Raw genomic sequence first — 18,200 nt, 5'->3', positions numbered from 1 at the left:
AGCCGGGCTTACAACGAGAAAAACGGGCGCGCTGGCGCCAGCCGCCAGAGATAGCGGCGACATTCTTCACAACCTCATGGAGACCATGACTTGAATAACATGCCAGGCCGGACTTTCCAGGATCGTCAGCAAGCCTCGCTAGAGGCGAAGGCCCGAATGCTCGAGCGGTTCAAGGCGCGACCGGCCGAGGACGATCCGCTCATTGCCAAGCAGCGCGCCGAGCGCGCCGCGATCGCCGAGGCGCGCAGGGCTCGCGAAGCCGAGCGCGAAGCCGCCCGCGAAGCGGCACGCGTCGCCGCCGCCGAAATCGCAGCCCGCGAAAAGGCCGAGCGCGAGGAAGCGGAACGCATCGCTGCCGAAAAGCGCGAAGCGGAGCGGGTCGCGGAAGCCGCCAGAATCGCAGCGGAAGCGCCGCGCAAGAGCCTGATGGATGCTGTCCAGTACATGCAGCAGCGTGCTGCGGGTAAGGGACGTCGCTGAATGCTGACGAGGCGGGAGCCCATCGGTCCCCGCCTTCCCGCCTTGAGAGGTCTGCCGACCGGGCGTAACGCGGACCGGCCGTCATGCTGGCAGGGCGCGCAACGGCACCCGGGACGATGAGGCAGCCGCCCCGGCTGCGCGCGCCGTGCGGCCCGGGGGAGCTGAGAGACCGACAGACGTCAAGCTGATGGGGCCGCATCGTGCCGCCTCGCGGCCGCGTTGGTTCGCTGGACCTGTGAAAGGCTCCGCCATGTCGACCCGAAAGATGGACAGCTTCGAGATCCTGCGCCGCGCGCAGCAGCCGCAGGAAATGGCGGATGAACGCAAGCGGGATGCCAAGCGCCTGATCACCGCGATGCATCAGCGTGACGAAGAGGTCAGCGCCAGGATGGCCAAGCTTCGCGCCCTGCGCCTCGCCCAGGAAGCGACCGATCTGGCCAATGCGCCGCCGCCGCTTGAAAAGAAGAAGGCCGCTCCCCGCAAGAAGACGGCCGCCAAGGCGTGAAGGCTGCCCTCCGCGGCAAAGGGCCGCGCCGGGCTGCCATGGCGGGCGTTACTGATTGTTGCCCATCGTCTTGTCGCGGATGCAGTCCCGCATCTGCCGATTCATGGCCGTTCGGCTTGTGCGCGTGCCGCTCATCTGCATGCGGCATTCGGCGCGGGCCTGGCGCTCCGTCAGCGCGCCGCCCACGCGGCTCAGGCCTTTCTCCGAATTGCGGCGCGTCTGCGCATCGGCCGGCGTTGCGAGGCCTGCGCCGAGAATGAGCGCCGCTGCGGCGGCCGTGATCCATCTGGACATGTGAACGCTCCCTCCATTGAAGCGGGCCGTACGGCCCGCCAGTCGTGCAGCGTCAACGCGGCAGGCGCGCGGCTGTTCCTCTCCGCCCGGGCGGGAGGCCGGGAAAGCGCCAGGCGAGCGGCGGGATCACGCCGCAGGCGGCTGCCAGGTCATGCCTGGAAGGCTTGCCACGAAACGCTCCCCGGACATCCGCGCTTCCGCGAGCGCGGCGAGCAGCGCCTGCTGCGGCTTCTCCGGTCCTTCATTGGTGAGCTGAAACGTGCCCCAATGATGCCCCAGCGCCGCTTCCGCGCGCAGGTCCTGCATAACCTTCACGGCCTCTGCCGGGTTCATGTGATTGTCAGCCATGAACCAGCGCGGCTCATAGGCGCCGATGGGCAGGATGGCGAGCCTGAACGGCCCGAACCTCTCGCCATGCTGCCGGAAGAACGCGCCGTCATGATAGCCCGTGTCGCCGATGTGATAGACCGGGCCCGACGGCGTCGCGATCACATAGGACGCCCAGAGCGCCATGCTGCGGTCGAAGGCGCCGCGGGCCGACCAGTGATAGGCCGGCACCAGCGTGACCGCGACGGCTGGCGAGAGCGCGACGGCGGCGTCCCAGTCATGCGCCTCGACCGCGATGTCGGGCCGCTTGCTGCGGATGATGGCGTCATTGCCGAGCGGCGCGATGATGCGGCACCGGTCCCGGTCGTGGATGCGATGCACCGAGTGCACATCGAGATGGTCATAATGATTGTGGGTGATGAGGATTGCATCGATCCTCGGCAGTCGTTCGAAGGCAATGCCCGGCGGATTGGCGCGGCGGGGGCCAGCGAACTGGAAGGGGCTCGCGCGCTCGGAATAGACCGGATCGGTGATGATGTTCAGGCCCGCGACCTGAATGAGGAAGGTCGCATGGCCGATGTGGGACACGCGCAGGCCCTCGACCTTCGACGGAGGCACATCCTGCGGCGGCGTCGGGAATGTCGCGGGCCAACTCTCGCGCCCGCCCTCGAGCTGCCAGCGGAAGAACTCGCGAAAACCCTTGGTGATCTCGCGGCCGTCGGAGAAGCGCAGGCCATCGAAATTGCCGGTAACGGGACCGGAGTAATAGGGGTTGCCAGCCCGCGCGCGAGCCGCGTAGGCGCCGCCCAGAAACGTGGCCAGCGCGGGGAGGCCGAGGAACTTGAGAAGCCTGCGTCTGTTCATGGCGCTGCATGTCGGGTGCTTTCTGCCGAAGTCAACATAAGGCAGTGCGCCGTCCAGCCCCGAAGGCGCCAGGAACACTCAAGCGTGATACGTCTGGCGCTTGGCGCGGGCGTTCCTTTGGGCATATAGCCAAGGATAGCCTTTCCGGCGATTCATCCAATCAAAGCGCCGGACCGGGAAGGGAGCGGCTGACATGATGCGCCGCCTTTTCTCCTGGCTTGAAAGCCGCCTCGACATCTTCGCGCCATTCGATGAGCGCACGGCCCCGCCAGCCACGGTGTGGCGCTTCATCTGGTATCATATCCGCGAGGTGAAGGGCTGGCTGCTGGTGATGCTCGTCACAGCCTTCCTCTTCAGCGCCATCGAGGCGTCGCTCTATCTGCTCGTGGGCTGGCTGATCGACGTGATCGCCAAGAACCCGCCCGAAGTGGTTTTCCGGGAACATGCCGCGATGCTCGCGGTGTTTGCCTTCGTCGTGCTCGTGGTGCGGCCCATCGTGTATTTCGCCAACCATGCCGTGGTCGATCAGGTGGTCGTGCCGCAGCTGACCAACCGCATCCGCTGGCGCAGCCATGTCTATACGCTGGGCCATGCGCTGAGTTATTTCCAGAACGACTTTGCCGGCCGGCTGTCGTCGCGCGTCATCCAGGCGGGCCAATCGGTGCGCAGCGCCACCGTCGAGGTGATCGACGACATGTGGTATGTCATCGTCTTCGCCGGCGTGGCGGTGGGGTTCTTCGGCACGGTCAGCGTCTGGCTCATCGTGCCTGTGCTGGCCTGGCTTGCTGCCTATATCGCGCTCATCATCTATTTCGTGCCGCGCGCCACGGCCCGCTCCGAGAAGAACTCCCAGTCGCGTTCTGCAGCGACCGGGCGCATCGTGGACAGCTACACCAACATCATGACGGTGAAGCTCTTCGCGCGCAGCGATGTGGAGCGCTCTTCGGTGCGTGAGGCTCTGGCCAGTTGGGCCGGCACCTTCCTTGACCTGACCCGGCTCATCACGGTCGTGAGCGTCATCCTGCAGACGATGAACAGCGTGCTCATCGTGGTCGCCAGCGGCGTCTCGCTCTGGCTGTGGTCGCACGGAGCCATGTCGCCCGGCGAGGTCGCCGCGGGGATCGGGCTGGTGCTGCGCCTCGTGCAGATGTCGAGCTGGGTCATCCAGCAGGTGCGCGGCATCTTCGAGGAGATCGGCGCAGTCAAGGAAAGCATGGAGACGATCGCTCGGCCCCATGCCCTGACCGACCGCACGGACGCGCCGGCGCTGGCCGTGGACAGGGGCGGCATCGTCTTCGACAAGGTCCGTTTCCACTACGGCAAGGCCAGCGGCGTGTTCGAGAACCTCGATCTTGCCGTCAGGCCGGGCGAGCGTATCGGGCTGATCGGCCCCTCCGGCGCCGGCAAGTCCACGCTGATCAACCTGCTGCTCCGGCTCTATGACGTCGAGGGCGGGCGCATTCTCATCGATGGGCAGGATATTGCGGGCGTGAGCCAGGATTCGCTGCGCGGCGCGATAGCCACCGTGACGCAGGACAATTCGCTGCTGCACCGTTCGATCCGCGAAAACATCGCCTACGGACGCCCGCAGGCTTCCGAGGCGGAGATCATCGCGGCCGCCAAGGCTGCCTCGGCTCATGAATTCATCCTCGGGTTGAGCGATTCCGAGGGACGCACGGCCTATGATGCGCGTGTGGGCGAGCGCGGCGTGAAGCTGTCGGGCGGCCAGCGCCAGCGCATTGCGATCGCGAGGGTGATCCTGAAGAATGCTCCGATCCTGCTGCTGGACGAGGCCACCTCGGCGCTCGATTCAGAGGTCGAGGCGGCGATCCAGGACAAGCTGCAGACCCTGATGGAAGGCAAGACCGTGATCGCCATCGCGCACCGGCTTTCCACCATCGCCTCGCTCGACCGGCTGGTGGTGATGGACAAGGGCCGCATCGTGGATGCCGGCACGCATCAGGAACTGGTGGTGCGGGGCGGGCTCTATGCGCGGCTCTGGGCGCGCCAGTCGGGCGGCTTCCTCGGGCTCGACCTTGACCAGGCAGCGGCCGAACGGGTGGGCTGAAACCACACAAAGCGTGCGTCCTTTCGCGTATGGACATCACTTTTTAGCCATGCAAAAGAGCGCTCGCGTCCTTAATGCTGCCCGGCGACTCGCGGTCGCATTGCGATTTGCCCCGCAGCCAAGCAGATACCAGACAGTTCCCTTCATCGGGCAGGCCGGGTCCCTCGTTTCCCCGGACTGCCGCGAACTCCAAGAGGCAGACCGTGGCCGAAGCCAAAGCGACACAAGCCGGTGAACCGACACGCCGGGACATGCTCTTCCTCGCGACCGGCGCCATGGGCGCTGCCGGCGCGGTGGCCCTCGCCATCCCCTTCGTGCGGCAACTCGCGCCGAATGCGCAGACCGTCGCCGCCGGCGCGCCGATCGAAGTTGACCTGACGCCGATCGTCGAAGGCCAGGGCATCAAGCTGTTCTGGCGCGGCAAGCTCATCTTCGTGCGGCACCGCAGCGCCGCAGAGATCGCCGAAGCGCAGAAGGTCACGCTCGCCTCGCTGCCCGACCCGCAGGCCGACGCCGATCGCGTGAAGGCAGGAAAGGAGCAGTGGCTCGTGCTCTACGGCTCGTGCACCCATCTGGGCTGCATTCCCGGCGGCTCCGCCGCAGGCGAAGTGCGGGGCGACTTCAATGGCTGGTTCTGCCCGTGCCACGGCTCGCATTACGACACATCCGGTCGAATCCGGAAGGGCCCGGCGCCCTCCAACCTGCCGCTGCCGCCCTACGCCTTCCTGTCCGACACGAAGATCCGCATCGGCTGACGTCCGACGAAGAGAGAAGAGACAATCATGAGTGGACCTTCACACTACGTTCCGAAGCTGGGCATCGCCAAGTGGATGGATTCGCGGCTGCCGCTGCCGCGCATGGTCTATGACAGCTTCATCGCGTATCCGACCCCGCGCAACCTTAACTACCTGTGGACCTTCGGGGGCATCCTCACCCTGATGCTGGCTTCGCAGATCATCACCGGCGTCGTGCTGGCGATGCACTACACGGCGCATGCCAGCATGGCCTTCAACTCCGTCGAGAGCATCATGCGCGACGTCGAGTATGGCTGGCTGATGCGCTACATGCACGCAAACGGCGCCTCGATGTTCTTCATCGCCGTCTACATCCACATCTTCCGGGGCCTTTATTACGGCTCCTACAAGGCGCCCCGCGAGGTGCTGTGGATCCTCGGCGTGATCATCTTCCTGCTGATGATGGCCACTGCGTTCATGGGCTATGTGCTGCCGTGGGGCCAGATGAGCTTCTGGGGAGCAACGGTCATCACCAACCTGTTCTCGGCCTTCCCAATCGTCGGCGAGACCATCGTCACCTTCCTGTGGGGCGGCTATTCGGTCGACAATCCGACTCTGACGCGCTTCTTCTCCCTGCACTTCCTGCTGCCCTTCATGATCGCGGGCGTCGTGATCCTGCATGTCTGGGCGCTTCACGTCTCGGGCCAGAACAACCCGACCGGCGTCGAGGTGAAGATGGTGCAGAAGGACACGGTGCCGTTCACGCCCTATGCGACCATCAAGGACGCGTTCGCGATGGTCTGCTTCCTCGCCTTCTTCTCCTACTTCCTGTTCTTCATCCCGAACTATCTGGGCCATGCGGACAACTACATTCCCGCCAACCCGGCCGTTACGCCGGCGCACATCGTGCCGGAATGGTACTTCCTGCCCTTCTACGCCATCCTGCGCGCGGTTCCCGACAAGCTGGGCGGCGTGCTGCTGATGTTCGCGGCCATCGCCGTGCTGTTCATCCTGCCCTGGCTCGACACTTCCAAGGTGCGCTCCATGCGCTATCGTCCGTTGGCGCGTCAGTGCTTCTGGGCCTTCGCGGTGACCTGCGTGATGCTGGGCTGGCTCGGCTCGCGCCCTGCGGAAGGCATCTACGTCACGCTGAGCATGGTGTTCACCGCGCTCTATTTCGCCTATTTCCTGATTGCGCTGCCGCTGCTGGGCCTGTTCGAGACGCCCAAGACGCTGCCGGGCTCGATCGCCGAGTCGGTGCTGGCGCAGGTCGGCGGCGGCTCGGGCTCCTCGGTCGGGGCTTCGGCCGCGGCGGAACCGAACACCAAGGGCTGATGATCATGAACCTTTTCCGCTCCACACTGGCTGCTGCGGCGGCCATCATGATGGGCACTCTGTCGGCGGGTTCGCTGGCGCCGGCCCAGGCCGCGGGCGGGGGCGTCAAGCCCCCCGCCTATAACTGGAGCTTCGCGGGGCCGTTCGGCACCTTCGATCGTGCCCAGCTTCAGCGCGGCTACAAGGTGTATCGCGAGGTCTGCGCCTCGTGCCATGCCATGAGCCTGCTGCGTTTCCGCAATCTGTCCCAGCGCGGCGGCCCCGAATTCAGCGAAGCGCAGATCCGCACGCTCGCGGCCGATTTCAAGATCACGGACGGGCCCAACGAACAGGGCGAGATGTTCGAGCGTCCCGGCCGCCCGGCAGACGCGTTCCCCAAGCCCTTCCCGAACGAGCAGGCCGCCCGCGCCGCCAACAACGGTGCCTATCCTTTCGACCTCTCGGTGATGGCCAAGGCGCGCAACTACGAGCGCGGCTTCCCGCTATTCCTGCTGGACATACTGACCCAGTATGCCGAAGGCGGCCCCGACTACATCAAGGCGCTGCTGACGGGCTACACCGATCCGCCGGCAGGCATCGAACTGCAGCCGGGCCAGAACTGGAACACCTACAAGGCCGGCAACATCTTCGCGATGCCGAACGTGCTCAATGACGGGCAGGTCGAGTATCCGAAGGCCCCGGACGGTTCTTCGCCCGTGCCAGAGACCGCGAAGCAATATGCAGCCGACGTCACTGCATTCCTGATGTGGGCCGCCGAGCCTCACCTCGAGCAGCGCAAGAGCATCGGCCGCCGCGTCTTCATCTTCCTGCTGCTGTTCGCGGGCCTGCTCTACTTCACCAAGAAGCGCGTGTGGTCCCGCCTGCCGGACAAGGCGCCTGCCGGCGCTCACTGAGCCCGCATCCCGAACTGCAAAAGGCCCCTCGCGGGGCCTTTTTTGTCGGGCGGACAGTGTGGCGCAAGGCGAGCGCCCGCGTCACAGCCGCTCAATAGAAGCCGCCGCCGTGCATGCCCCAGTAGCCGACGCGGAAAACGCCCCGCAGCAGGGCTCCGACGAGGCCAAGGCCCAGGCCCAGCAGGATCGTGGCAGGAATGGCGGCGAGCCCGGCCTTGAAGAAGAACAGCACCATGCGGCCAAAGGGAATGTCCACGGCGCTGAGGCTGACCGCCGTGGGCTGCGCCGACGAAGCGGCGAGGGGGCTTGAGGCGGGGCTGGAAAGGCTGGCATCTGTCATGGCAAGGGCTCCTGTCTGGGCTTGGCTACGCGCGGATTGGGGTTGCCGAACGGCACGGCGCATCTATGCTGGCCGTTAATAGCCTCGGGCCATTATCTCCTCCGTGGACAAAAGATGACGAAACCGAAAGGCGCGGCCTGTGCTGGCGCGACAAGGACTTCGCTTGACATGAATCTCATGGACTCGATCCGCACCATCCCGGACTATCCCAAGGCGGGCATTCTCTTTCGCGACATCACCACGCTGCTCGGCGATGCCCGCGCCTTCCGCCGCTCGGTGGACGAGCTTGTGCACCCTTTCGCCGGGGCCAAGATCGACAAGGTGGCGGGGATCGAGGCGCGGGGCTTCATCCTTGGCGGCGCGATCGCGCATCAGCTCTCCGCCGGCTTCGTGCCGATCCGGAAGAAGGGCAAGCTGCCCCATGCCACGATCCGTGTGGCCTATTCGCTCGAATATGGCGTGGACGAGATGGAGATGCACAGCGACGGCGTGCTCAGGGGCGAGCGTGTCATCCTGGTGGACGATTTGATCGCCACGGGCGGGACGGCCGAGGGCGCGGTCAAACTGCTGAGCAGCCTGGGCGCGGAGGTGGTGGCTGCGTGCTTTGTCATCGACCTGCCGGAGCTGGGCGGCGCTGACAAGATCAGGAGGCTCGGCGTGCCGGTGCGCACTCTCGTCCAGTTCGACGGCCACTGACACGTCAGGCGGCGCGTCTGGAATGGTCTGCTTCGGGCCGCGAGGCATGGCGGCGGCGCCGGTGGAAGCCTAGACGGGCAATCTCAGCATCGCCCTGATGCCGCCCATCGGGCTGTCGAGCAGGGCGATGTCGCCGCCATGGCTGCGCGCGATGTCACGCGAGATGGCGAGGCCAAGGCCGGAGCCGCCCTCGTCGACGTTGCGGGCCTCGTCGAGCCGAACGAACGGCTTGAACACCTCCTCGCGCATGTCGGGCGGGATGCCGGGGCCGTCATCATCCACGGTCACGATCAGGTAGCGGGCATCATGCGTGGCGGTTATGGCGATGCGGTCGCCATGGCGCGCGGCGTTGGAGACGAGGTTGGTCAGCACGCGGCGGATGGCGTCGGGGCGCACCACCACCACAGGGTCGCCGATGACGCTGAGATCGGTGTCATGGCCCTGGCGCTCTGCATCGGCCTTCAACTCCTCCAGAAGTGCGCGGATATCGGTGGCGAGCGGGATTTCTCCCGCCTCGCCGCGCACGAAGGCCAGATAGGCCTCGAGCATCCGGCTCATCTCGTCGACATCCTTCTCGATCGCCTCGATCTCGGGGTGGCGATCAAGCAGCGCCAGCGAGAGCTTGAAGCGCGTCAGGATGGTGCGAAGATCGTGGCTGACCCCGTTCAGCATGGTGGTGCGCTCGCTCAAGGTGCGCTCGACGCGGCGCTTCATCTCGAGGAAGGCGTGGCCGGCCTGACGCACCTCCGTGGCGCCGCGCGGGCGGAACTCGATGTCGCGGCCCTTGCCGAAGCTTTCCGCCGCATCGGCCAGCGAGAGGATCGGCTTGATCTGGTTGCGCAGGAAGAGCACCGCCACGGTGAGGAGCACCAGTGAAGTGCCCAGCATCCAGACCATGAAGATGTGGCTGTTCGAGGCATAGGCCGCGCTGCGGCGCGCCACAACGCGCATCACATCCTGATCCACCTTGACGCGGATCTCGACGAAATCCGATTGCCCCACCGTGTCGAGCCAGAAGGGCTGGGCGATCTGCAATTCGAGCTGGCGCGAGAGCGCCTGGTCGAGCAGCGAAAAGAAGGGACGCGGCAGGGCAGGCGGCAGCTCGGCATTGGGCAGGATGTCCATGTCGAGGTTGAGCCGCTCCTGCGCGATGCGCTGCAGCGCGCTCGCATCCTTGTCCTGCGGGAAGCTCTTGTAGACATCGATCAGCGCCGAGACATCGGCCGTGACCGATGCGGACAGGCGGCGCGTCACGAGCTGCCAGTGGCGCTCCATGAAGACATAGGCCACCACCGATTGCAGCACGACCACGGGCGCGATGACGATGACCAGGGAGCGACCGTAAAGCCCGCGCGGCAGGAAGCGGCCAAGCCAGCGCATGGGCCTCTGGGTGGCGCCCAGCGCGCGTTTGCCGGCGCGCCGCGGCATGCCGACGGCGCCGGACAGGGCGGCGAGCCCGCGCCGGGCAAGGCGGGCCGCGCCCATGAGCGCGCCCGTGACACGCCCTCCCGGCTTGCTCCCCGCCTGCACCGATCAACCCCTGTCGATGACGAGGCGGTAGCCCACGCCGCGGACGGTCTGCAGCAGCAGCGGGTCGGCGGGGTCGCGCTCGATCTTGCGGCGCAGCCGGTTGATCTGCACGTCCACGGTGCGCTCATTGGCCAGCGCTTCGTCGCCTCCGCCCAGTTCGTCGCGGGAGACGGGCTCGCCCTGGCGCGAGGCGAGCAGTGAGAGGATCTCCCGCTCGCGCTCGGTCAGGCGCACGGTCTCGTCGCCGCGGCGCAGTTCGCCCCGGTCAGGCCAGTAAAGGAAGACGCCGAACCGCACGAAGTCGGGCCGGCCTGCGCTCTCGGCATCCGTGTTGGCGAGGGGGCTGCGCTTGAGGATGTTGCCGAGGCGCAGCAGCAGTTCGCGCGGCTCGAAGGGCTTGGGCAGGTAATCATCCGCGCCCAGTTCGAGCCCTGTCACCCGGTCGGCGGCGTTGGCCCGCGCCGTCAGCATCAGGATCGGCACGCGCGAGGTCTCGCGCAGACGCCGGGCGAAGTCGAAGCCGTTCTCGCCGGGCATCATCACGTCGAGCACGAGGGCGTCGAAGGTGAGATGGGTCAGGCGCGCCGCGGCATCGGCGGCATTGGCCGCAGCCGAGACGCGATAGCCGTTCTCGCCGAGAAAGCGGGAGAGCAGGTCACGCAGACGCCGGTCATCATCGACCACAAGGATGTGCGGCGCTTCATCGGCCAGCGGCGCGCGTGGACGCAGGCTCATCAGCGCGTCCCCTTGCGGATGCGCTCGATCACCGGGCCGCGTTCGGCCGGGTCGATCATGGCCGTCAGATAGGCTTCGACGACCGCCTGGGCGTGGGGGGGGATGGCGCCCAGCGCGGCGTGGATGCGCCGACCCTGAACCGCTGCCAGCTGCGCGGCCAGCGCCGCGCCGGCCGGCGTGGCGTGCAGATGGCGCTGGCGGCGGTCGGCATGGCCTGTCCTCACCTCGATGAATTCCTTCTCGACCAGTTCCTTGAGCACCCGGTTGAGGCTCTGCTTGGTGATCTTGAGAATGTCCAGCAGTTCGGCGATCGTAAGGCCCGGATTACGGTTAACGAAATGCAGCACGCGGTGATGGGCGCGCCCGAAGGCAAGTTCGCCCAGCAACCTGTCAGGATCGCTGACGAAGTCACGATAGGCGAAGAAGAACAGCTCGATCAACTCATAGGGCACGCCGGAGCCAGCATCGCGGCCTGCGCCCGCCCCGGGCTCGTCGGCGCCGCCGGTCTTTCGGGCAAGGGCGGTCGCTGTCATCGGGACTCCCATATACGTCAGCCTTGTTGACATATCTCAGTTGGTTCGTTACCCGTCAACCCTGCGACGCGGACATGATATATCCGGTTTTCAGCTCGCAGCGTACGCAAAACCACAAGGTCCCGCATCACAGGGACCATCGCAAGGGAGCATAGCCATGGCCATCATACCGTTTGACGACCGCGATGGCGTGATCTGGATGGATGGCAAGATCATCCCCTGGCGCGACGCCAAGGTGCATGTGCTGACCCATGGCCTGCATTACGGCTCCTGCGTGTTCGAGGGCGAGCGCGCCTATGGTGGCGTGATCTTCAAGTCCGCGGAGCACTCCATCCGCTTCCGCAAGTCGGCGGAGCTGATGGATTTCGAGATTCCCTATTCGGTCGAGGAATTGAACGCAGCCAAGGACGAGGTGGTGCGGCTGATGGGCGGCGGCGACCAGTATGTCCGCCCCGTGGCCTGGCGCGGTTCGGAAATGATGGCCGTCTCGGCGCAGGCCAACACCATCCATGTCGCCATCGCGGCCTGGGTCTGGCCCTCGATGTTCGACATCGAGACCAAGATGAAGGGCATCCGCCTCGACATCGCCGAGTATCGGCGGCCCGATCCGCAATGCGCGCCCGTCCATGCCAAGGCTGCGGGGCTGTACATGATCTGCACCATCTCCAAGCACAAGGCCGAAAAGAAGGGCTATGCCGACGCGATGATGCTGGACTGGCAGGGCCGCGTGGCGGAATGCACGGGCGCGAACATCTTCTTCATCAAGGATGGCGCCATCCACACGCCCATCGCCGACTGCTTCCTCAACGGCCTCACCCGGCAGACCGTGATCGCGCTGGCCAGGGCGCAGGGCATGGAGGTGATCGAGCGCCGGATCATGCCGGACGAGTTGGCCAGCTTCAACGAATGCTTCATCGTGGGCTCGGCGGCGGAGGTCACGCCCGTGTCGGAGGTCGGACCCTACCGCTTCACGCCGGGCAACATGAGCCGGACGATGGTGGAAGCCTATGCTGAGGCGGTGAGGCCGAAGAGCAACGCGGTCTGACATCGTGCGACAGCCGTTATCCCGGGCTTGTTTCAGGATAACGCGTTGTACGTGTGGTTCCATCGATTATCGTTCACAGGCAGGCTATCCTCCGCTCAGATCGTGAGGAGATCCCATGATGGACGAACGCATTCGCGCGCTGGCGCATGAACTGCTGGAAAGCGGTGTCGAGCATCTCAGCCAGACCCAGCGCCGCGCGATCATGCATGTTGCCCAGAAGCGGCATGTCTCGCGCAATGCCAGCCAGCACTATGACGATGACATGACATTCGGCCAGCGGCTGTCGGACAGCGTCGCCAGATGGGGCGGCTCGTGGTTCTTTGTCAGCGGCTTCGGCCTGTTTCTTGTGGGCTGGGCCCTGCTCAACTCGTGGCTGCTGGCGTACCCGGAGCGCTTCGACCCTTACCCCTACATCTTCCTCAACCTGATCCTGTCGATGATCGCGGCGATCCAGGCCCCGATCATCATGATGAGCCAGAACCGGCAGGCGGCAAAGGACCGGATCGAGGCGCAGCTGGACTACGAGGTGAATCTCAAGGCCGAAATCGAGATCATGGCGCTGCATGACAAGGTGGATGAGGTGCTGAAGCGGATGGACGTTGCAAGCAACAAAACCTGATCACCAGCGCTGCGCTGCTGCATCATCCTCGGCCTTGGCCTCCACCCAGCCGCCCGCGCCGCCATCGATCAGGTGCTCGCGTTTCCAGAAAGGAGCGCGGGTCTTGAGATAGTCCATCATGAAATCCGCAGCCTCGAAGGCGGCGCGGCGATGCGCCGATGCGGCGATGACGAGCACGATGTCCTCGCCGGGCCTGATGAGGCCGAAGCGGTGAATGGCGGTGAGCCCCAGCAGCGGCCAGCGGGACCATGCGCTCGCCGCCACGCGGCCGATCTCATCCTCGGCCATGCCGGGATAATGTTCCAGTTCCAGCGCCTTCAGCCGCCCGCCCTCATCACGGCACAGGCCGGTGAAGGTGACGATGCCGCCGATATCGGCCCGGCCCGCCATCAGGCGCGCGGTCTCGGCCGGCACGTCGAAGGGCTCTGCCTGGATGCGGATGAGGGCGCTCACCTCACCCCCCCGTCATGGGCGGGAAGAAGGCGATCTCGCTTGCGCCAGCAATCGGCGCGTCATCTTTGGCGTGCTTCTTGTCCAGCGCCACGCGGATGACCGACGCATGCTCGAAGGCATGCTCGTATTCCTCGCCGCGAGTCTTCTGCCAGGTCAGCAGGTCCGCGACAGTGGCCACGGCCTCGGGCAGCGTGACGATCTCCTCGGGCTTGCCGATGCGTTCGCGCACCCAGGCGAAATAGACGAGCTTGGTCATGGCGTCACGGCCCTGGCTTCTGGTTGCGCTCGTCCTCATCCACCAGATGGCGGATGCCTGACCGGAAGTAGTCCCAACCCGTGTAGATGGTCAGGACCGCCGCGACCCACAAAAGGAAGATGCCGAAGGCGATCGTGCCGGGCAGCACGACCTCTCCGGCCGGGCCGGCGATGAGGAAGCCAACGGCGACGAGCTGCGCCACGGTCTTCCATTTGGCCACCTTGCTGACCGGGACCGAGACCTTGAGCCCGGCCAGGAACTCGCGCAGGCCGGAAACCAGGATCTCGCGGCACAGGATGATGATGGCGGCCCACAGCGACAGCCCCGCGATGGTCGCATCCGCCGCCAGCATGAGCAGGCAGGAGGCGACCAGCAGCTTGTCGGCGATGGGGTCGAGCATGCGCCCGATCGCTGATTGCTGGTGCCAGGCGCGGGCGAGGTAGCCATCGAAATAGTCGGTGATCGCGGCGATGATGTAGATCAAGAGCGCGACCCAGCGAACCCAGTCTTCGCGCGGCCAGAACAGGAGGCCGACGACGGCGGGGATGGCGAGAATTCTGCCATAGGTGAGCAGATTGGGCACCGAATAAGGCCCCGGCCTTTTCACGCTATCGGGCAGAATCGACATGGGGCTACACAACAGGGATGTTCGGTGGCGGTCAACTGAACGGCGCATGGCCTTCATCAGGCAATGATGACGGCGGTGCCGGAGGCGGAGACCATCAGCACGGATTCGCCCGAGCCCAGCGCGCCATAATCGATGTCCACGCCGATGATGGCGTTGGCGCCGCGCGCCTCGGCCTCGGCCGCGAGTTCGGCGAGGGCTTCGTCGCGGGCATCGCGCAGCATGCGGTCATAGCAGCCCGATTGCCCTCCCACGACATCGCGGATCGTGGCGAACAAATCGCGGAAGATGCTGGCTTGCACGATGGTCTGGCCGGTGACGACGCCGTGATAGCTCAGGATGCGGCGTCCTTCGATGCTGTTTGTGGTGGTGATGATCATGGCGTCCCCTGTGTCTCAGCCTTCGTGGAAATAGTCATGAACCGCGCGCGCGGTGGCCATGTTCACGCCGGGGGCGCGGGCCAGATCATCGAGCGAGGCGCGCTGGATCGCCTTCAGCGTGCCGAAGTGCAGCAGGAGCGCGCGCTTGCGGGTGGGGCCGATGCCGGCGATCTCGTCGAGAGGATTGGACATGGCGTCGCGCTTGCGCCTGGCGCGGTGGCTGCCGATGGCGAAGCGGTGGGCCTCGTCGCGCAGGCGCTGTATGAAATAGAGCGCAGGGTCGCGATCGGGCAGCTTGAAGGCTTCGCGCCCCGCCATGAAGAAGGTCTCGCGCCCGGCGTTGCGGTCCTCGCCCTTGGCGATGGCAACCAACGGAATGTCGGTGACGCGCAACTCCCTCATCACCGCGCGCGCCGCCTCGAACTGGCCCTTGCCGCCATCCACGATGACGAGGTCCGGACAGGAGGGGAAGGCGCCGTCATCGGCTTCGGCGGGGCCTTTGTCATCGCCTTCCCGCGCTTCGGGCGCTGGCGATGAAAGCGGGCCGGCGCCCTTCCCTTCGTTCGCCAGCTTCTCCTCCGCCGCCATGAAGTCGGTCACCGCGCTGGCGGCCCGCTCCCTGGCGATCCTGGCGAAGCGGCGGGTCAGCATCTCGCGCATCATGCCGTAGTCGTCGCCGGCGATGGTGTCGGCGCTGATGGTGTAGGTGCGGTAATGGGTCTTCATGAAGCCTTCGGGCCCGGCCACGACCATCGCGCCCACGGCACTCGTGCCCATGATGTGCGAGTTGTCGTAGACCTCGACGCGGCGCGGCGGCTTCGTCAGCCCGAAGGCCTCGCCGAGAGCGGCCAGAAGCCTTGTCTGGGCCGAGCCCTCCGCCAGCTTGCGGCCCAGCGCCTCGCGCGCGTTCTTGAGCGCCATGTCGACCAGATCGCGCTTCTCGCCACGGCGGGGCGCGCTGATCTCGACCTTGTGGCCCATGCGCGCCGAGAGCGCCTCGCACATCAGCGCCATGTCCTCGATCTCGTGGCTGAGCAGGACCAGGCGCGGGGCTGGCTTGTCGTCATAGAACTGCGCGATGACCGAGGCCAACACCTCGGCGCTGGGCAGGGCGCGGTCGGCGCGCGGAAACAGCGCGCGGTTGCCCCAGTTCTGGAAGTTGCGGAAGAAGAAGATCTCGACGCAGAACTGCCCGGCCTGCTCGTCGATGGCGAAGACATCGGCCTCCTCGACCGTCCGGGTGTTGATGTCCTGCGATGCCGTGACGGCCGAGAGCGCCGCCAGCCGGTCGCGATAGCGCGCCGCCGTCTCGAACTCCATGGCTTCCGAGGCCGCCTGCATGCGCCGGCCCAGCTCGGCCTTCACGCCGCTGGCGCGGCCCGACAGGAAGGCCCGCGCCTCGTCCGTGAGCCTTGCATAGTCGGCGTGCGATATCTCGCCCGTGCAGGGGCCGGCGCAGCGCTTGATCTGGAAAAGCAGGCAAGGCCGCGTGCGGTTGGCATAGAAGCTGTCGGAGCAGGAGCGGATGAGGAACGCCTTCTGCAGCGCGTCCACCGTGCGCTTCACCGCCCAGGCCGAGGCGAAGGGGCCGAAATAGTCGCCCCTGCGATGGCGCGCGCCGCGATGCTTGGTGATCTGCGGAGCGGGGTGGTCGCCTGTCAGCAAGATGTAGGGAAAGGATTTATCGTCGCGCAGCAGCACATTGTAGCGCGGTCTGAGCTGCTTGATGAGGTTGGATTCCAGCAGCAGCGCCTCGGTCTCCGTCGAGGTGGTGACGAACTCCATCTGCGCAGTGTCCGAGATCATCCGGGCCACTGCGTTGGTATGGGCGCGCCCTTGGGCATACTGGGCCACGCGCTTCCTGAGGTTCTTCGCCTTGCCGACATAGAGCACGTCGCCAGCCGCATCGAACATGCGGTAGACGCCCGGCGCATTCGGCAGGCTGCGCACGAAGCTGCCGATGACCTCCGTGCCGGCCTTGAGGCGCTCGGGCACGGCGGCGAGGTCGATGTCAGCGGCATCCGCGCCATCCTCGCCCGCGTCCGCAACGGTTCCGGCCACGGCTTCGTCATCCAGCCCGATCTCGTCGAGGCTGGTGTCTGGCATGTCGTCGATGCGGTCGCGGCCCATGCCCCTGATGTAGTCGCTGAAGGGGGGCGGGGCCAAGAGGGCCAAGAGGGGCAAGAGGGGCAAGAGGGGCAAGAGGGGTGAGGGCGTGGTAACGCGATTCACAATGTTCGCAGTTGCGTCGCGGCACGCGAGTCGACAGGGCGCGCGCACAACGCTATGAGCCGCATGAACCACATCCGATGCGCGCGCATAAACTTGCGCGTTCCCAGGCTCACAAGGCACGTCCCGCCCGATGAAACTGATCGCTGGCAATTCCAACCGACCGCTTGCCGAAGCCGTTGCCGCCTATCTCGGCATCAGCCTCGCCAAGGCGCAGGTGAAGCGCTTTGCCGACATGGAAGTGTTCGTCGAGATCCAGGAGAATGTCCGCGGCGAGGATGTCTTCGTGCTCCAGTCGACGTCGTTCCCGGCGAACGACCATCTCATGGAGCTGCTGATCATCACCGATGCGCTGCGCCGCTCCTCTGCCCGGCGCATCACGGCGGTCCTGCCCTATTTCGGCTATGCGAGGCAGGACCGGAAGCCCGGGCCGCGCACGCCGATTTCCGCCAAGCTGGTGTCGAACCTCATCACCCATGCCGGCGCCGACCGCGTGCTGACGCTCGACCTGCATGCCGGCCAGATCCAGGGCTTCTTCGACATCCCGGTGGATAATCTGTACAGCGCCCCGATCATCGCGCGGGACATCAAGCAGCGGCTCAACCTGCGCAATGTCATGGTGGTCTCGCCGGATGTCGGCGGCGTCGTCCGCGCCCGCGCGCTGGCGAAGCGCATCGATGCCCCCCTGTCGATCGTCGACAAGCGGCGCGAGCGTGCCGGCGAATCGGAGGTGATGAACATCATCGGCGATGTCGAGGGCATGACCTGCATACTGATCGACGACATCGTCGATTCGGGCGGCACGCTGTGCAATGCTGCCGAGGCGCTGCTGAAGAACGGCGCGGCCGATGTCTATGCCTACTGCACCCATGGCGTGTTCTCGGGCGGGGCGGTCAGCCGCATCACCCAGTCCAGGATCAAGGAATTCGTGGTGACGGACTCGATCATGCCGACCGAGGCCGTGAAGGTGGCGCGCAACATCCGCACGCTGCCGACCACCGAACTGCTGGGCGAAGCCATCAAGCGCACCGCCACCGAGAGCAGCGTCTCCAGCCTGTTCGACTGAGGCCCCGCGCAACCAACGACGCTCCCTGGTGTTGTCTGCCAGCGAAGGCGCGCAAGGTGCCGCGCGTGAGGGACACCCGGACAATGCAGCCGATCAACGACGCCAGCGCCCATGGCGCGCCCCTGGACGGCAGCCACCCCGCCTTGCAGGGCAAGCCGGAGAGGCCCGGCAAGGTGGCGCCTGAACCGCCGCC

At 66.0% G+C, this 18,200-nt stretch carries 21 protein-coding genes; 10 read left to right on the top strand and 11 right to left on the bottom strand.

Annotated elements, in window-relative coordinates; all coding sequences use genetic code 11:
- The first annotated feature begins 99 nt into the window (after positions 1-99).
- Entirely contained in the window at positions 100-480 is a 381-nt protein-coding gene (locus HEQ16_15500; GenBank protein ID MCO4055421.1) for a hypothetical protein, read from the top strand.
- Positions 481-745: 265 nt separating this feature from the next.
- Positions 746-985: a hypothetical protein gene (locus tag HEQ16_15495; GenBank protein MCO4055420.1), complete on the top strand. Its 240-nt coding sequence runs from the start codon at positions 746-748 to the stop codon at positions 983-985.
- A gap of 48 nt (positions 986-1,033) precedes the next feature.
- Here the strand turns inward: HEQ16_15495 and HEQ16_15490 are convergent, their stop codons facing one another.
- Positions 1,034-1,279 (bottom strand): hypothetical protein, encoded by a 246-nt coding sequence (locus HEQ16_15490; GenBank protein ID MCO4055419.1) that lies wholly within the window; start codon positions 1,277-1,279, stop codon positions 1,034-1,036.
- 126 nt (positions 1,280-1,405) lie between these two features.
- Positions 1,406-2,470 carry a hypothetical protein gene (locus HEQ16_15485; protein ID MCO4055418.1) on the bottom strand — a complete coding sequence of 355 codons (1,065 nt, stop codon included), beginning with the start codon at positions 2,468-2,470 and terminating at the stop codon, positions 1,406-1,408.
- Between the two features lie 196 nt (positions 2,471-2,666).
- Between HEQ16_15485 and HEQ16_15480 the strand changes: the two genes are divergently transcribed.
- From HEQ16_15480 to HEQ16_15465, 4 genes are all read left to right on the top strand, one after another.
- Entirely contained in the window at positions 2,667-4,538 is a 1,872-nt protein-coding gene (locus tag HEQ16_15480; GenBank protein ID MCO4055417.1) for an ABC transporter ATP-binding protein, read from the top strand.
- A gap of 74 nt (positions 4,539-4,612) precedes the next feature.
- Positions 4,613-5,293 carry a ubiquinol-cytochrome c reductase iron-sulfur subunit gene (gene petA / locus HEQ16_15475; protein ID MCO4055416.1) on the top strand — a complete coding sequence of 227 codons (681 nt, stop codon included), beginning with the start codon at positions 4,613-4,615 and terminating at the stop codon, positions 5,291-5,293.
- Between the two features lie 27 nt (positions 5,294-5,320).
- Positions 5,321-6,607 (top strand): cytochrome b, encoded by a 1,287-nt coding sequence (locus HEQ16_15470; GenBank protein MCO4055415.1) that lies wholly within the window; start codon positions 5,321-5,323, stop codon positions 6,605-6,607.
- Between the two features lie 5 nt (positions 6,608-6,612).
- On the top strand, positions 6,613-7,500 hold the full coding sequence (locus HEQ16_15465) for a cytochrome c1 (protein MCO4055414.1): 888 nt from the start codon (positions 6,613-6,615) through the stop codon (positions 7,498-7,500).
- A 91-nt stretch (positions 7,501-7,591) separates the two neighbouring features.
- Here the strand turns inward: HEQ16_15465 and HEQ16_15460 are convergent, their stop codons facing one another.
- Positions 7,592-7,840 carry a hypothetical protein gene (locus tag HEQ16_15460; GenBank protein MCO4055413.1) on the bottom strand — a complete coding sequence of 83 codons (249 nt, stop codon included), beginning with the start codon at positions 7,838-7,840 and terminating at the stop codon, positions 7,592-7,594.
- 114 nt (positions 7,841-7,954) lie between these two features.
- Here HEQ16_15460 and HEQ16_15455 point away from each other — a divergent pair, with 114 nt between their 5' ends.
- Entirely contained in the window at positions 7,955-8,536 is a 582-nt protein-coding gene (locus HEQ16_15455) for an adenine phosphoribosyltransferase (GenBank protein MCO4055412.1), read from the top strand.
- Positions 8,537-8,605: 69 nt separating this feature from the next.
- Here HEQ16_15455 and HEQ16_15450 read toward each other — a convergent pair whose 3' ends face one another.
- Genes HEQ16_15450 through HEQ16_15440 form a run of 3 tightly spaced genes read right to left on the bottom strand, consistent with a single transcriptional unit; the run spans position 8,606 to position 11,346 of the window.
- Complete coding sequence (locus HEQ16_15450) at positions 8,606-10,021, bottom strand: two-component sensor histidine kinase (GenBank protein MCO4055411.1); 1,416 nt, start codon at positions 10,019-10,021, stop codon at positions 8,606-8,608.
- A 48-nt stretch (positions 10,022-10,069) separates the two neighbouring features.
- Entirely contained in the window at positions 10,070-10,801 is a 732-nt protein-coding gene (locus tag HEQ16_15445; GenBank protein ID MCO4055410.1) for a response regulator transcription factor, read from the bottom strand.
- Positions 10,801-11,346 (bottom strand): MarR family transcriptional regulator, encoded by a 546-nt coding sequence (locus HEQ16_15440; protein MCO4055409.1) that lies wholly within the window; start codon positions 11,344-11,346, stop codon positions 10,801-10,803. Before HEQ16_15440 ends, HEQ16_15445 begins: the two co-directional genes overlap by 1 nt.
- Before the next feature lie 145 nt (positions 11,347-11,491).
- Here HEQ16_15440 and HEQ16_15435 point away from each other — a divergent pair, with 145 nt between their 5' ends.
- Together HEQ16_15435 and HEQ16_15430 are read left to right on the top strand one after the other, a co-directional pair.
- Positions 11,492-12,379 carry a branched-chain amino acid aminotransferase gene (locus HEQ16_15435; protein MCO4055408.1) on the top strand — a complete coding sequence of 296 codons (888 nt, stop codon included), beginning with the start codon at positions 11,492-11,494 and terminating at the stop codon, positions 12,377-12,379.
- A 115-nt stretch (positions 12,380-12,494) separates the two neighbouring features.
- Positions 12,495-12,998 (top strand): DUF1003 domain-containing protein, encoded by a 504-nt coding sequence (locus HEQ16_15430; GenBank protein ID MCO4055407.1) that lies wholly within the window; start codon positions 12,495-12,497, stop codon positions 12,996-12,998.
- Here the strand turns inward: HEQ16_15430 and HEQ16_15425 are convergent, their stop codons facing one another.
- Genes HEQ16_15425 through uvrC form a run of 5 tightly spaced genes read right to left on the bottom strand, consistent with a single transcriptional unit; the run spans position 12,999 to position 16,842 of the window.
- The gene (locus HEQ16_15425; GenBank protein MCO4055406.1) at positions 12,999-13,451 is read right to left on the bottom strand and encodes a molybdenum cofactor biosynthesis protein MoaE; all 453 of its coding nucleotides are present in this window, start codon (positions 13,449-13,451) and stop codon (positions 12,999-13,001) included.
- A gap of 1 nt (position 13,452) precedes the next feature.
- The gene (gene moaD, locus HEQ16_15420) at positions 13,453-13,707 is read right to left on the bottom strand and encodes a molybdopterin converting factor subunit 1 (GenBank protein MCO4055405.1); all 255 of its coding nucleotides are present in this window, start codon (positions 13,705-13,707) and stop codon (positions 13,453-13,455) included.
- Positions 13,708-13,711: 4 nt separating this feature from the next.
- Positions 13,712-14,335 carry a CDP-diacylglycerol--glycerol-3-phosphate 3-phosphatidyltransferase gene (gene pgsA / locus HEQ16_15415; GenBank protein ID MCO4055404.1) on the bottom strand — a complete coding sequence of 208 codons (624 nt, stop codon included), beginning with the start codon at positions 14,333-14,335 and terminating at the stop codon, positions 13,712-13,714.
- A gap of 56 nt (positions 14,336-14,391) precedes the next feature.
- Complete coding sequence (locus HEQ16_15410) at positions 14,392-14,712, bottom strand: heavy metal-binding domain-containing protein (protein MCO4055403.1); 321 nt, start codon at positions 14,710-14,712, stop codon at positions 14,392-14,394.
- 15 nt (positions 14,713-14,727) lie between these two features.
- On the bottom strand, positions 14,728-16,842 hold the full coding sequence (gene uvrC, locus HEQ16_15405) for an excinuclease ABC subunit UvrC (GenBank protein ID MCO4055402.1): 2,115 nt from the start codon (positions 16,840-16,842) through the stop codon (positions 14,728-14,730).
- Positions 16,843-17,074: 232 nt separating this feature from the next.
- Here uvrC and HEQ16_15400 point away from each other — a divergent pair, with 232 nt between their 5' ends.
- The gene (locus HEQ16_15400) at positions 17,075-18,007 is read left to right on the top strand and encodes a ribose-phosphate pyrophosphokinase (protein MCO4055401.1); all 933 of its coding nucleotides are present in this window, start codon (positions 17,075-17,077) and stop codon (positions 18,005-18,007) included.
- Positions 18,008-18,200: the final 193 nt, after the last annotated feature.

Source organism: Bosea sp. (in: a-proteobacteria), from assembly GCA_023910605.1.
In the GTDB taxonomy this organism is placed as follows: domain Bacteria; phylum Pseudomonadota; class Alphaproteobacteria; order Rhizobiales; family Beijerinckiaceae; genus Allobosea.
This window is presented reverse-complemented; position numbering and strand designations above follow the sequence as displayed.